Below are 15,041 nucleotides of genomic sequence, written 5' to 3' on the forward strand. Positions count from 1 at the left end.
GCACAGTCCTTTCTAGGTTCTGTTCTCAGCATCTGTATTGTATGCAACAATGATTTTCTGAACTAACGAATGGCGTACGACGTCCTGTTCGGCGAACATCATGAATCCAATCTCTTCGATGCCTTGCAGGATTCGTCTTGCTTCGATAAGACCCGAATTTTTGCCTCGGGGCAAATCGATCTGCGTCACGTCGCCCGTAATAACCATCTTAGACCCAAAGCCGAGCCTGGTCAGAAACATCTTCATCTGCTCCGGCGTCGTATTTTGCGCTTCGTCCAAAATAATAAAAGAATCGTCGAGCGTACGTCCGCGCATATAAGCGAGCGGCGCTATCTCGATAGAGCCGCGCTCTAATGCTTTCACCGTCTGATCAGGACCGAGCACATCGTGCAGCGCATCGTATAACGGCCGCAAGTATGGATCGACTTTCTCTTGCAGATCCCCTGGCAAGAAGCCCAGGTTCTCTCCCGCTTCGACAGCTGGGCGCGTAAGCACGATTCGCTTTGCAGAGCCATCCTTAAGGGCCGCAACCGCCATCACAACGGCAAGATAGGTCTTGCCTGTACCGGCCGGTCCTATCCCGAACACCACATCGCGCTTCCGAATCAGCTTGACATAATGGCGCTGGCCGATCGTCTTCACCCGAATCGGCTTGCCTTTGAAAGTGGTCGTAATTTCGGCTTTGAACAGATCGAGCAATTCTTCGGCTTGCATCGATCTTGCCAAATCCAGTGCGTATGACACATCTCGCTCAGAAGGGGTATAACCGCCGCGGATGAGCCCCAATAGCACCTGATAAAGCTGCTCAAGGGAGTCAACCTCGGCAGGCGGACCCGATATGACGATTTCGGCCTCCCGCGAAGAAATAGACGATTCAACCTGCTGCTGCACCAATCGCAAAAACTTGTCCTGTGGGCCGAATACGGCTAACCCTTCCGCTGCGTTACCGAGCGGGATCTTTACTGATTTCGTCTCCATTTGCAACAATTCTCAATCTCCCTGTAATTGAACTAATGGCATTTCCGTTACGATGGATTGCTCAACTTCAAAAACAACTTTCATATAAACTTTACCATTGTCTGTCTTTTCATGCAAAACCTTTTCGTCCGCTATGACAGCATCCGCCCCTGCTTTATCAATGACCTCGGCTCTCGCTTCCATTAACCCGATCTCTCGCGCATCCGCCTCGGTCAGCTCTCTTTCCTGTATCTCCGTTTCCATTACCGTTTCCTTCATACGGCCGACGGGAAGCGTCCAATGCCGCCATGCCGCCCTCTCCTCCACTCGAATCGTTTCCGATTGCTCGTATGAATGACCGCCGAATCCGCTAATCTGCAGCGCGCGCGAACCGAACACGAGATGCCACTTCGTTTTCTTCCCGCCCGTATATACTTTCGCCTTCTGCGTAAGGGGAGCGGCTATGTCGAATTGGTACCAGACAAGACCTCTGACTATCCCTTTGGCAACAACCGTTTGCGAATGCATCTCGTTGCCAATCGTTCCCGATATAAGCGTTTGTCCTTTTTTGACGAACGCGTTTCTCTTCACGACAGGCCTGCCTCTCTCGGCTATAATTTGAGTCACGACCGCATCGGCCGACGCAACCAAGTGGCGCGGGCTCTGAAGCTCCGGCAGCTCGGGCGACGTCGACTCCACCACCTGAATAACGACCTTCGTCCCTTTCTTCTCGACGCCGATCCACGACGCTCCCGGAAGTTTCGTTACGAGCCGTTTGGACAATACGTCTGCATCGGCAAGCTTGAACGACCATTGCAGCGGATATAATCCCTCCTGCTTGGCAACGGCACGAATCTGCTCTTCCGTCAGCTTGACATTGCCTTTCACATCGATGCTCCAGACGAGCGAGGACAATAAGAACATAAGGGCCAAGAACAGGACAATGCCCGACGTAAACAGCAATCGCTTCTCGGCTTTCATAAGCCAGAACGGTAATCCTCTCCGCCTAGACACATGCGCCCGGCAGCCTGTCTCCTTTAAATACGCGCGAAGTCTGAAATAGTCGCTTACGGACAGCTCGAATTCGAGCAAGCCCCCGCTTGTCCACCGAATGGACGACAATTCGAGCCCCCCGGCTAGCGCTTTGTTCACAAGCTGCTCGGGCTTTCCGCCCCTGACATGAACCGTCACGATCCCCTTCATCCACGGTGTGCTTTGCAGTTTCAACCGTTTCCCCTCCTCTGTTCGTCTTCCGTGCCTACAGACATGCCAGCTTGTACGCACGCTCCGGCTAAGGAATTAATTGGATATTCGAAATCTGTCCTTCAATGAACACTTCTTCCGTCCAAATGGTCCGAATGACCAGATCGCTTCCCGTCACTTCCAGCTCGCCCTTCGTTAAGGCGAGACGCAGACGATCCGTTGAGAAATGGACGACTCCCCGATGATTCTCGATATATAGTTGGCGATCCCCGATCATCGTCAAGCGGGGAAGGTCGTATACGACGTCCTGAGGCATATCAAGCAGATCTGCTGTAAGTTTGCGAAATCTCTTTTTCAAGCGACTCATTGTTGAATTCATGCCCCCTCGTAATGATGTATCCCGCAAGCCCCTTGACGTATAAGGCCAAACCCGCATCGATTACACTATGATCTTTTAAAAATATGCTCGGTGCGCCGCAAATATGAAACAGAACGAAAAGAGCGGTTGAAGAAGGCATAATCGCCTTCCTCAACCGCTCTTCCGCTCATTGCTCGTAATGAATCACTTCCGGAATGGACGCTTCGCGCGCGGCGGACCCAATATTTCCGCCCATACAACCGCCCGCCTAATATCTTCCGCTCGCAATTCCGGCTTTGCGCCGCCGATGATCGGAGATGAGCGCTGCCCCCGATGGGCATGAGACGCTCTGTCAGCCTCTGACGCTCTCCGGGCTTCTTCTCGCGCGTTGCGATCGACTACGCGCCGACCCAGCTCCAAATCGGCCTCGTACGCCCTCTGACGCTCGCTCTCAAGCGCAGCGTGCCGCCCCTCGATCTGACGTCTGCGTTCCTCCTGGAGTTCCTCCGTCCGGTCAGGAGCCGGCTGTCCACCGAAGCTGGCCGTTTGCCCCGGCTTTCGCTTCTCCTTCACCTTGCCCAATAACGTCGCCACGAAACCTAATGCGATGACGACCGCAACGATGTTATCGAGCAGAAACTGAAAAAGTTGCATGCTTTATCAGCCGTCCTTGCCGTCTGGCGGCCCGTCGGTTTTGCCGATCGAGCTTCGCATTTGGGTATCGGCCTCAATATTTTTTAAGTTCATGTAATCCAACACGCCGATCTTGCCGCTTCGCAGCGCTTCCGCCATCGCAAGCGGAACCTGCGATTCGGACTCGACGACGCGAGCCTCCATCTCAACGACCTTCGCCTTGTTTTCCTGCTCCTGCGCAACAGCCATTGCACGACGCTCTTCCGCCTTCGCTTGGGCAATTTTCTTATCGGCTTCCGCCTGCTCCGTTTGCAGATGCGCCCCGATGTTTTTGCCTACGTCCACGTCCGCGATATCGATCGACAAAATTTCGAACGCAGTTCCCGCATCCAGTCCTTTGCCAAGCACCGTTCGGGAGATCATATCCGGATTCTCCAAAACGTCCTTATGGGAATTCGCCGAGCCAACCGTCGTAACGATCCCTTCGCCTACACGGGCGATAATCGTCTCTTCGCCGGCGCCGCCGACAAGCCGATCGATGTTGGCACGTACCGTAACGCGAGCCTTAACCTTCACTTCAATGCCGTCCTTGGCAACAGCCGCAACGATAGGCGTCTCGATGACCCGCGGATTAACGCTCATTTGCACCGCTTGCAGCACGTCGCGGCCGGCAAGGTCTATCGCTGCCGCCCGTTCGAATATCAACGGGATATTGGCACGCTGCGCCGCGATTAAAGCATTTACAACGCGGTCTACGTTACCGCCTGCTAGGAAGTGGCTCTCAAGCTGATTAATATTGAGACCTAGTCCCGCTTTCGTCGCCTTTATGAGCGGATTCACGATCCGACTCGGCACAACTCGCCGCAGACGCATGGCGACTAGCGTTATAATGCCGATTCTAACGCCTGACGCAAGTGCCGATATCCATAACATAATCGGGAAGAAGCTTAAAAAAACAGACATCAGCACGATTACGACTACTGCGATTATCAAGAAAGATACAATGGGATCAAGTGTCATGCATTCGCCCTCCTATTGGAATTTAGTAATTACCGATAGCTTACTCTATCCATTCCTTAACAACAACCCATGTGCCCTCTGCTTTTACCACCCTTACCTTACGGCCTGCAGGAATGAATTCGCCCGATGTCACAACGTCGACGCGATTATCGCCTATCAATACCGTACCCGACGGGCGCAGCGGGGTTACCGTGACGCCTTCGAGACCTAAGAGTGAATCCTTCGCATCGGCTGAAACGTAACCGTCTTCGGTCGTCAGCTTGTCGCGCAAAATAAATTTGTTCCATATCCCCTTCGACTTATACCGTTTCACGACGAAGGCAATGACGAGCACGGCCGCAACGAGAGCGACGGCGATCGAGATAAAGGCGGTCATAGGATCGGATGCCGCAATGACCACGCCCGTAAGAAGTGACGCCGTTCCGAGCAAGCCTAATATGCCGAAGCTGGGAACGAAGATTTCAATCACAAGCAGCGCAATGCCAACGATTAACAGCACGACGGATTCGATGCCGGCGAAGCCTGCTACATAATGGCCGAAGAAATAGAGCCCAAAGCCAAGCAAGCCGACAACTCCCGGTACGCCGAAGCCGGGTACGAGCAGCTCGATCACGATGCCCGCAATGCCAAGGACGAGCAGAATCGTCATCACGAGCGGATTGATGAGCCATCTCGCAACATTTTCAGCCAGAGAAGGGTTCACCTCGACCTGCGTGCGCCCTTCGAGCTGCAGCCATTTGATAACGTCGTTCACCGAGCTTGCGGTGTAGTCGGAATAGCCGACCGCTGCCGCCTCGCTCGCCGACAACGTTAGAATGTCGCCCTTCTGCTTATCTCTGCCGATCTTGTCCTGCAGTTTGAGCTCCACGTTCGGATCCACCATAGCAGCCGCAATATCGCCATCCCGCCCATTCAGTTGGGCGGATTCCATCATTTCCTTCACCCAGAACGAGACGGTCTTCGGATTGTCGATCAGCTCCCCTGAACCGTTCACGACTGCGGCTGCGCCAATCGTACTTCCCGGCTGCATGACGATATGGTCGGCATTCAACGCGATATAAGTACCGGCCGATACAGCCTTCCCTTCCACGAAAGCGGTTGTCGGTATGTCGCTTGACCGAATCAAATGCCCGATCTGCTCCGCATTGATAACTTTACCGCCTAATGTGTTCACGACGAGGACGATATGCTCGGCATTCGCTTCTCCGGCCTCCTTGTAAGCCCTTTCCAAGAAGGACTGGAGACCTGATTCGACGGTCTGCTTGACCGGTACGATGTAGACAGCCGGGCCAATCTCGGACGCCGTCTCCGCTTGCGTCGTTTCCGTCGGCCCAGTCCATAAGCCGGCTAACAGAACCGTCAGCAGCATCATGAACAGCGATATGCGACCCGCCTTGTTACGCCACCTCGGATTGTACAAGATTTAGCCACCCCCCATTTTCAATGTCGCAATACCTTCTACGAAATTGTGGCGAATTTGTTTCAATTTATGCACGGGAACGGCAAAAAACACCCCGGTTAAGGGGTGCTTGCAGTCCGAACATATCGTTATTGCAGAAATTGCTGTACAAACTGATTTACTAGTTTACCGTCAGCGCGTCCTTTTGTTTTTGGCAAAAGAGCGCCCATAACTTTCCCCATGTCGGCTTTGGAAGAAGCACCGAGTTCCTGGATGGTCTGCGTTACAATCGCTTTAATCTCTTCTTCAGTCAGCTGCTCGGGAAGGTATTGACTAATAATTTCAATTTCTGCTGCAAGATCCGTAACGAGATCGTCACGGCCGGCTTTCTTAAATTCTTGGAGGGAATCTTTACGTTGTTTGATCTCACGACTTAATATATCAAGCACTTCGGTATCTTCCAAAGGGCGCTTAAGATCGATTTCCAAGTTTTTCATTGCCGCACGCATCATACGAATTGTGGACAACTTAAACTTGTCCTTATCCTTCATCGCTTGCTTCATATCGTCGTTCAATCGTTCGCTCAGGTTCATTGTGGACGGATCCTCCTAAAACTTTCTCTTGCGCGCAGCCTCGGACTTCTTCTTGCGCTTCACGCTTGGCTTTTCATAATGCTTGCGTTTCTTCACCTCAGCTAAAACACCATCTTTAGCGATGGAACGTTTAAAGCGGCGAAGCGCAGCATCAATAGTTTCGTTTTTACGAACTTTAGTTTCAGACACCAGTTTTCCCTCCCTCCGAAACAGACCGTCCAGAGCTTATAACACGGTTTATCAAATTTCATTATATGTCAAACCAAAACCGAAAGTCAACTTTGGTTATCTGCCAATAATGGGCCAACATTTTTGCCGCCTAACAGATGGACATGAAGATGATAAACGACCTGACCGCCGTCTGCATTTACGTTGTTAATCAACCGATAACCGGACTCCGCTATTCCTTGCTCCTTCGCGATTTCGCGAGCAGCCTTGAATAACTCCGCCATAACGGCATCGTCTTCTCCGGTTACGTCATTCATCGTCGCGATATGCTTCTTCGGAATGATTAGAATATGTACGGGCGCCGCAGGAGCAATATCGCGGAATGCGAGTACCGAGTCGCTTTCATACACTTTCGTCGACGGAATCGTGCCTTCGACGATTTTGCAAAAAAGACAATCCATTTCAATTCACCCCTTTGCGACCGTATTCACTCTACCATCATAACGAAAAATAAGAGGCGCGTCCAATCCGGAGTCGAAACGGTGCAAAGAGTTATCGATCCGGGCGGGTTATTGCTCGATAATCACTTGCCGCACTTTGTTCGCTATATCCACCCATTCATATCCGCCTGCGAGCCGGATCGAAGCCGTCCGGTTCTCGCCGATCGCATAGTTGAAGCCGCCCAGCGCCTGCTCCATCTCTTCGAAGTCTGCCTTAAGCGCCGCCAGCTGTTCTAGATCGCCGTCGCTTAGTTTGCCTTCGTGATGAGCGACTCCCGACAGTTTGGCCGCAGCAGCGTTGACATATGCTTCCGCTTCCTCCGCGCCGCTTGACCCGACGCCCTCGGACAGCTTTCCTGCCTCCATCATCAGTTCGCTGACCGAATAGCCAAGCGTCGCCGCCCGGCCGATCTGATAGGCGAGCTCGTAGCGTTCAGCCTGCGTGGCGCTCTGAGCGAGCCCATCGATCGTTTTCACCATTTCCTGAGCATAAAGCCGCGATTCCGTCAGTTTCTCAATAACTGTTTGTCCAATCTCGTAATTGTTCTGCTGCTTGTTCTGCAAATATTGCGAATACAAAAACACGTTGCCGATCAAGCTGAATACGAGCAGGACAAGCGTAATGGGCAACGCAATAGGACGCTTGCCCGCTTTCTGCTTCTCCATTGCTTCAGCACTCCTTCTACTTGTTCAAGTTATTTCATTCACAGGCAAAGCTGCTTGCAAGGGTTCTAGCCCCTAAGCTTAACAGATTGTCCGCCATCGAAAAAGAACACATAGCTTTCGTCGATGCGCCTTCCCAATACCGATTCAATGGCCTCCGCATACAGTTCAAGCTGGAAGCGGTGGCGCTCGGCGGCACGTTCCCAATCCTTCATGTAGATGCGGTCGGTCTTGTAATCGAGGAGGACGACGCCCGCTTCGTCTTCGAATAAGCAGTCGATAACGCCTTGGATCAGTATGGGCTCGCCTTCCAGCTTGCCTTCCGATCCCGGATAGACGCGGCTTGCCGGGAACATGCAGCTGAACGGCACTTCCCGTCTAACCCATTCCGCGCGGCGCAGCCTTTGTCCAAGATCGCTCTCGAAGAACGCGGATACAGCGTTCAAATCAATCGCTTCGGCATGTTTAACGGACAATAACCGTCTTGCAATCATGTGATCCAGCGTTTCCTGCAGATGCTCCAGATCGGTCGAAGCAGTCAACGATACATGCTGCATGAGAAGATGGTTCGCCGAACCTTTCTCCGCCGCCGTTAATGCGATTTCCTCCATGAATGAAGGTCGCCGCAGCCTGAATGTATAGCTTCCGCCTAGGCTGTCTGCGGACGTAGAAGCCGCTTCGTTCGTGGACGAGGGATTGCTCGCGAATGACTGCGATTTTGCTTCATCCTGCGAATGCGAATAAAGCTCCGTTGCATCGTCAGGCGTTTCGGCGTACAGCCGCTTCATCTCCGTTACCGACGTCTTCGCGGCTATCCCGGAAGCTGCTTGATGCGGATAGCGCCACTCCAGGCGGCTGCGAAGCTGCTCATCGGCTTCAATATCCTCAAGCAGCGCGAGCGACGCCACCGCCTGCAGCCGCTCTTCCTTCTCCGCATCAAGCTCCAGCCGTTCGGAAGCGGCAGCCGCTTCAACGCCGAAAATAGCCGCTGGAACAATGCCAGTCTCCCATTCCAGTATCGAAGCGCGCCCGTCTTCTTCGTTTTCTGCGATGGTTAGCTGCATATGGCTTGCAGCAAGCGGACCGAGCCAATCGATGAACGATCGGGCGGACGCGATTCTGAAGTCGGGCAATTGCCCGTTCTCGTCGACGGAGGCCAGCCAGCGCTTAAGCTTTGCTTCGGCGCCCGACACAGTGCCGACAAGAAACATTTTCTCCTTCGGACGGGTTAAAGCGACATATAGGATACGCATTTCCTCTGCCAGCATTTCCATGCGCATCGTTCGTCTTATTGACAAATACGGCAATGACGGGTAACTGATGCGCAGCTCCGTATCTACGACGCGTGGACCGAAGCCAAGCTGCTTGTGCATGAGGAAGGAGCTGCGTATATCTTGCTGGTTGAACATCTTCCCAAGACCTGCTACGAATACAACGGGAAATTCCAGCCCTTTGCTCTTATGAATGGACATGATCCGGACGACATCTTCCTGTTCGCCTAGCGCTCTGGCTGTACCTAAGTCGCCGCCGCTGTCTCTCATGCGCTCGATGAAGCGCAGGAAGCGGAACAGTCCGCGGAACGAGGTCGCCTCATACTGGCGTGCGCGATCATGAAGCGCGCGCAGGTTCGCTTGACGCTGAATGCCTCCGGGCAAGCCTCCGACAAAATCAAAGTAACCGGTCTCGCGATAAATATCCCACAGCAAATCCGCTAGCGAGCCTTGTCTCGCTTCATCGCGCCATCTATCGAGCTTCATAAGAAACCCGTTTAGCTTGCGTCTTGTTTCCTCTTCCAGACGTAGATCTACAGCTGCCCGCAGTACGGCGTCATAATAAGTCGAACCCGAAGATTGTATGCGTATTTTCGCCAGCTCCTCCGCCTTAAGCGAATAGAGCGGTGATCGAAGCGCGGCTGCCAGCGGGATATCCTGATACGGATTGTCTATAACGCGAAGCATGGAGAGCATCGTCTCCACCTCGGTCGCATCGAAGTAGCCGCTGCTAAGCTCCGCGTAAGCGGGAATGCCAGCCGCTTGCAGCTCCTCGATAATGATCGGAGCCCACTGCTGCGTCGCCCGGAGCAGGATGACGATATCGCGCCATTGCAATGTCCTGCTCTGTCCGCTCCTGCCGTCATACACCTTGAATCCGCTATCCAGCATAGAGCGAACCTGCCCGGCCATCCATCTTGCTTCTAACTGAGCCGTCTGAAGCTCCTGCGCGTTGTCAGCCGATGCCGCTCCACCGGCAGCCCTCTCTTGGTCATCATCCTCCGTTGCCGATGAATAGGCGCTTGCTCCGGATTCGTCCTCGCCATCTTCTTCATTGTCTCCGCCGCTGCCTTTGTCGAGCACGGCGAATTGAATTTGGAACGTATTCGGCGACTGCAGCGGCGGAGGCGGATAAGAGGCACCGCATACAAGCTCCGCCCGCCGGTCGTAATCCATCTCGGCTACGCTCTCGCGCATAATGGAGCGGAATACGTCATTAACGCCGTCTACGACTTCCGAACGGCTGCGGAAGTTGCGGGCCAGATCGATGCGCAGTCCTTGCTCGGCACTGGCGACACCTGCATCCTCAAGCTCCTTCCGAGTCGCATAAGATTTATACTTGCGCAGGAACAAGGTAGGATCGGCAAGACGGAAGCGATAGATGCTCTGCTTCACATCGCCAACCATGAACCGGTTGCCGCTTCCTGCTCGTTCGATCAGCGATACGATCGCTTCTTGTACCATATTCGTATCCTGATACTCGTCCAATAGGATTTCGTCGAATTGCTGCTGGAACTCGAGCGCCGCAATCGATGGCTTCAGCTCCTGCGGCGTGGAACTTGGATCGCGAAGAATGCGCAGGCAATAATGCTCCAGATCGCCGAAGTCCAGCAGCCCTTTCGCTCTCTTGGCCGCTTCGTAGCCTTCGCCAAAGGCAATGACCAGCTCGGCCAGCGCCGCCATTAACGGCGCCAGCTCCTGGAGCTCCTCCAGAAACTGCTCGGCCGTTCGTCCGAATAATTCGGCAGCCAGTCCGGCAACGAGCTTCTTTGCCTGATCGCGAAGCGCCTTCGCCTGCTCTTGCAGCTCCTTGTCGTATTCATCTCCGCGCATCGCCTTCAGCTTACCGAACAGTGCCGTCTGAAACGGCTCCGACCAGCTCTCCCAGCCCTTCGCCTTGACGCATGCCATCAATTGCTCAATGACATGAAGATCCTCTTCGAAAGTTGCCGCATACGGCGAAGGACCGGCCGGCTGGCGCGTAAGCTCCATCGCTTGCTGCAGCAGCGACGCGGCGCCTTCAAGCGTCAGGAGCACATGGCCGGATAAGCTCCTGACCCATTCGCTCTCGCCGAGCGCGGCGGTATCCTTAAGGTCAAATGCCGCGGCGGTCTGTCTAAGCCAATAAGATGGCCAAGGATGGCTTTGCGCGAAATCGTACAACTGTTGTACGAGCCGGTAGAGCGGCTCGTCGCCGCGCTCGCCGCCGAACTTGTCGGCAAGCTTCAAGAAGGCGCCGTTGTCGCCGGGCGACTCGTACTTCCGCTCGAACAATTGGTCGAGCACGTCGAGCCGCATAAGCCCGCTTTCCGTTTCATTCGCGATTCGAAAGCCCGGATCGAGTCCGATCAATGGATAATAGCGGCGAATGACGTCCAGACAGAAGGAATGCAGAGTCGTAATCGATGCGCGGTTCATGAGCGCAAGCTGCTTGCGCAGATGCTCCGAATCCGGCTTGCGTTCCAGCTCCTTCTCAAGCGCGATGCGGATGCGGTCCTTCATCTCCGCAGCCGCCGCCTTTGTGAAGGTTGCCACGAGCAGCCGGTCTACGTCGGTATTCGCCGATATTTTGCGAATGATCCGCTCTACAAGCACGGCCGTCTTGCCCGAGCCGGCAGCAGCGGCTACTAGCACGTTCGAACCGCTTGTCACGATGGCATCCCACTGGTCGTCCGTCCATGTGCTGTTCTCAGGTTTAGGTACTATGGATGCTTTCATCGTCGCCGTCACTCCTTCTCGAGCTGCTGCCAAATCTCGTCCTTGCCTGGCTTGTTCAGCTTTCTGTATTCATTACCTTCGAACAGCGTGTCGAATTGGCATACTGCTTTATAATCGCAATACTGGCAGGGCGACTTCGCCCCCATCCTATACGGCTCGATCGACACTTTGCCGCCTTGAATCGATTCCCCGATGCGGGCAATCTCGCCTCGTACCGAACGGCGAAGCTTGTCCCATTGTTCGTTCGTTACAACCGAGGAGCTGCTGTAGAAGCTCCCGTCGCGCTTCAGCGCTACAGGAAGAAGCTCCGAATATCCGGTCTCCAGCTCATCGTCCATCAGCCTGACCGTTTCCGCGTGCGCGGTGACGAGACCGCGCATCTTGAACCGCTTAAGCAATTGTCCGTTTGCCTCTGCCTTGCCAAGTCCGTTAGGCATGGCAAGCACCGGATTGTGCACATGAAAGTACAGCACCCCCGCCGGTGAAGCTTCTTGTCCCAGCCAAACGGACGAATGGGTAACGAGCACATCGAGATAGGTCAGCATTTGCAGCGACAAGCCGTGAAGAACCTCTTCAAGCTTCAAATGGGTTGCGCTGGATTTGTAATCGAGCACGCGCAGCAGCAAGCCGTCATCGGTCTGGGCAGCATCGACGCGGTCGATCCGGCCAATGATCTCAATCTCTCCGCCGGCAGGCAGCGGAATGATCAAGGATGGGAGCGTGCCGTCCGGGCCAAAATCAATCTCCGTGCCGATAGGCTGGAACTGCGCCCTTCTTGCATGCTCGCCAAGCATCGCCGCCGCTTGTCCCACGATCTCCTTCAGCTTACGCGCGATGAATTGGAATCGTCCGCTGCTAAGCAATATCTGCGATTGAAGTTTCGGAATAAGCTCATCGACCGTCTGGTCTGCGATGGCTTTGATCTCGGCGGGCGGCATCGTCCCCCATCTTCCTCCGAGACCGGTAGCCATGCGGCTGAGCGCAGCGTGGAACAATTGGCCTACATCCGGCGCAGCGAGCCTGTACATCCGCCGCTCGCGCAGCTTCAAGCCATGAATGGCGAAGTGCTGGAACGGGCAGGCAACGAAACGTTCCATTCGCGAGACGCTGACTTTAAGCCGTTCGCCGTATAACTCTCTAGCGGTCTCCTGGCGAATATAGAACTCTTGGTTAATATAGCCAAGCGACGAGACGAGCAGCTCCAGCTTATGCTGCCATTCCGGACGGACGGCGAACCAGTTGTATATGTCCCACCAGAACGGAGCAATATAGCCTTCCTGCCGATAGTCTTGAAACGCGGCAATCAAATAGGATAAAGCGCGTTCGGGATGCGCAATGAACCGGCGCTGCTCCTCAACCTTCAATGCCGCGGACGGCTGGGCCGCCGATGCGTCGACAGGGATGCCGGGAAACAGCTGCTTCATATGTCGCACAATCTCCGAGGGCAGCAAGCTCTTGCCTTCTTCGTCGGCCTGCGCCCAGCTTAGCCATAAGTGACGGCTCGGCGTCGTTAAAGCGTTGTAGATCATGAACCGCTCGTCCAACAAGCGGCGTCTCACGCCAGGCGCCATCGGCGTGCCACCCTCGGCCAACCGCTCCCGCTCCGCCTCGGTCAGAATGCCGTCTTCCTTCACGCGCATCGGTACGACGCCGTCATTAGCCCCAAGGACGTAACAAACCCGCACCTGTCCGGATCGCGTCCGATCCATGCTGCCAATCAGCACCTGATCGAGCGCAGGCGGAACGGCGGCAAGCTTCAAGCTGTCAAGCCCCGCTTCCACCATGCCTGCGAACAATTCCGGCGCGACTTGCTGCTGTCCGGCGAGCTCGACAAGCTGATCGAGCAGTTGCATAACGCCGTCCCAAAGCTGGCGATGGCTTCTTGCCCGCTGGACGCGGCCCGCTTCCGTATCTTGCCTGCTCCAGCGCTCCAGCTTATCGGCGGCGTCCATATGGTCAAGCAATCGGTAGAGCGCTTCGCACATCGCTTGTATGTTGTCGGCCTTGGCAAGCGTTTCGCCGAAGCGGCGAAGCGGCGGCACGACCGCTTCGCTGGCTGCGAAGACGATATCGAACTCGCGTTGCGCCTTTTCGCTAATTTTCGTCTCCATCTCGGAATCGTCATCCAGCGACTGTTGAACGAGCGGATGCCAGCGTTTGCGATCGAGCCACTTCCAACCGTCGATCCCGGCTGCGAGAGCGTAGTTTTCCAGCAGGTCGAACCATTCTCTCGGCAAGCTATTATCGATAGGGAACAGCATCTCCGTTTTTATGCAACGAAAAACAGCATCATAGCGCCAGCCGTACAGTACCGTCTCCAAGGCTGAACGGATGAACTCGACGAGCGGATGATGATGTGCCTTCTGCTTCTGATCGACGAAGAAAGGAATGCCGTAATCGGCAAAAATAAGGGCAATATAATCCGAATAATCTTCCGCATTGCGAACCATGACGGCCATATCGCGCCATCGAAGCTGCTCCGTCCTCGCTCTGCTAACCATATCTCTGGCTACCGATTCAACCTCTGCACGTCGATTCGCAGCCGCATGCAAAGACAAGCCGCATTTCTCGTGCTCGGCCTGCAGCATCGTCTTATCGGGTAATAACATCGGAATGCGTTCTCCGTAATGCTTCTCGATATGAGCAAGCATCGGGCTATCGCTGAATCTGCTTTTCTCCGCCACTCCGAGCAGCAAAGGGGGCAGCACTTCCACATCGTTCGCGACAGCAAGCTCCATGAGCTTATTGAACGTCTCCGCTGTGGGATGGAACAGTTCCAGCTCATGAGGCTGCTCGCCGATTGCATAAGGACGGTCCAGCGTTAACGATACCGTGACGCTCGTACCGGATGCGAGCAGCGCGCCAAGCGCCTCATATTCCGTCGGCGTGAACCCGTAGAAGCCGTCGATCCATATCTCCGCTCCGCGCATCGACGGAGCGTCCGCGAATCCCTGGCGCAAATATTGCAAGTAATCTTCTGCGTCGATATACTTGCCGGCCAGCTCTTGCTCCATCTGCCCGTAAACAAGCTGCAAATCATGCAGCTTGCGCTTCAGGAGTACTGAGTGTTCGCTGCCGGAATCATCCATATTGCGCTTCAATAACTCCGAATCGACACCGTACCGCTTCCATTCCGTCAGCAGCTCGGCCAGCCGTTCAATAAAACCGGGCTGCTCGGCGCCGCTCTGGAACAGCTCTAGCTGCGAGCCGAACTTATGGACGATTTTATAGAGCAGCATATGCTTGCCCGTATCGTTAATCGGCACGAGTGACGTTCCGCCCGTCTCCTGCATGACGCGAAACGCAAGACGGCGAAAGCTTAGCGCTTGCGCTCTGATCGTGCCATTCAAGCCGCTATTCTGGAGGAGGGCATATTCGGTTTGGAAGGTAGCTTGCTCCGGCACGAGCATAATAAGCGGTCCGCCATCAGGCTTCTCCCTAAGCCTGTCGCGAATTTCATTAAGACAGCAGGTCGTCTTGCCTGCTCCCGAACGACCGATGACATAGCGCAGCGACATATCCCTTTTCTCCCCTCTCCCATTTCCATGTGAGTTGCTG

General features: G+C 54.6%; 12 protein-coding genes. All 12 read right to left on the reverse strand.

Features of this window, described 5'->3' with window-relative positions; all coding sequences use genetic code 11:
• Positions 1-12: 12 nt before the first annotated feature.
• Entirely contained in the window at positions 13-978 is a 966-nt protein-coding gene (locus J2T14_RS02535) for a PhoH family protein (RefSeq protein WP_373458103.1), read from the reverse strand.
• Between the two features lie 12 nt (positions 979-990).
• A complete protein-coding gene (yqfD, locus tag J2T14_RS02540; protein ID WP_307467394.1) occupies positions 991-2,184 on the reverse strand; it encodes a sporulation protein YqfD in 1,194 nt (397 codons plus the stop codon).
• A gap of 64 nt (positions 2,185-2,248) precedes the next feature.
• Complete coding sequence (gene yqfC, locus J2T14_RS02545; RefSeq protein WP_307467397.1) at positions 2,249-2,527, reverse strand: sporulation protein YqfC; 279 nt, start codon at positions 2,525-2,527, stop codon at positions 2,249-2,251.
• A gap of 195 nt (positions 2,528-2,722) precedes the next feature.
• A complete protein-coding gene (locus J2T14_RS02550) occupies positions 2,723-3,172 on the reverse strand; it encodes a hypothetical protein (RefSeq protein ID WP_307467400.1) in 450 nt (149 codons plus the stop codon).
• Positions 3,173-3,178: 6 nt separating this feature from the next.
• Positions 3,179-4,171, reverse strand: a complete 993-nt coding sequence (gene floA, locus J2T14_RS02555) for a flotillin-like protein FloA (protein ID WP_307467403.1) — start codon at positions 4,169-4,171, stop codon at positions 3,179-3,181.
• A 40-nt stretch (positions 4,172-4,211) separates the two neighbouring features.
• A complete protein-coding gene (locus tag J2T14_RS02560) occupies positions 4,212-5,591 on the reverse strand; it encodes an NfeD family protein (RefSeq protein WP_307467406.1) in 1,380 nt (459 codons plus the stop codon).
• A 128-nt stretch (positions 5,592-5,719) separates the two neighbouring features.
• Complete coding sequence (locus J2T14_RS02565) at positions 5,720-6,163, reverse strand: GatB/YqeY domain-containing protein (RefSeq protein WP_307201876.1); 444 nt, start codon at positions 6,161-6,163, stop codon at positions 5,720-5,722.
• 15 nt (positions 6,164-6,178) lie between these two features.
• Positions 6,179-6,352, reverse strand: coding sequence for a 30S ribosomal protein S21 (rpsU, locus tag J2T14_RS02570; protein ID WP_005547957.1), 174 nt, complete (start codon positions 6,350-6,352; stop codon positions 6,179-6,181).
• A gap of 86 nt (positions 6,353-6,438) precedes the next feature.
• Positions 6,439-6,792: a histidine triad nucleotide-binding protein gene (locus tag J2T14_RS02575; protein WP_307201879.1), complete on the reverse strand. Its 354-nt coding sequence runs from the start codon at positions 6,790-6,792 to the stop codon at positions 6,439-6,441.
• A 108-nt stretch (positions 6,793-6,900) separates the two neighbouring features.
• Positions 6,901-7,497, reverse strand: coding sequence for a hypothetical protein (locus J2T14_RS02580; RefSeq protein ID WP_307467409.1), 597 nt, complete (start codon positions 7,495-7,497; stop codon positions 6,901-6,903).
• A 65-nt stretch (positions 7,498-7,562) separates the two neighbouring features.
• Positions 7,563-11,483, reverse strand: a complete 3,921-nt coding sequence (gene addA / locus J2T14_RS02585) for a helicase-exonuclease AddAB subunit AddA (protein WP_307467412.1) — start codon at positions 11,481-11,483, stop codon at positions 7,563-7,565.
• 8 nt (positions 11,484-11,491) lie between these two features.
• Positions 11,492-15,001, reverse strand: a complete 3,510-nt coding sequence (addB, locus tag J2T14_RS02590) for a helicase-exonuclease AddAB subunit AddB (RefSeq protein WP_307467414.1) — start codon at positions 14,999-15,001, stop codon at positions 11,492-11,494.
• Between the last annotated feature and the right edge of the window lie 40 nt (positions 15,002-15,041).

Origin of the sequence: Paenibacillus harenae, assembly GCF_030812415.1 — a bacterium.
Lineage (GTDB): Bacteria > Bacillota > Bacilli > Paenibacillales > Paenibacillaceae > Pristimantibacillus > Pristimantibacillus harenae_A.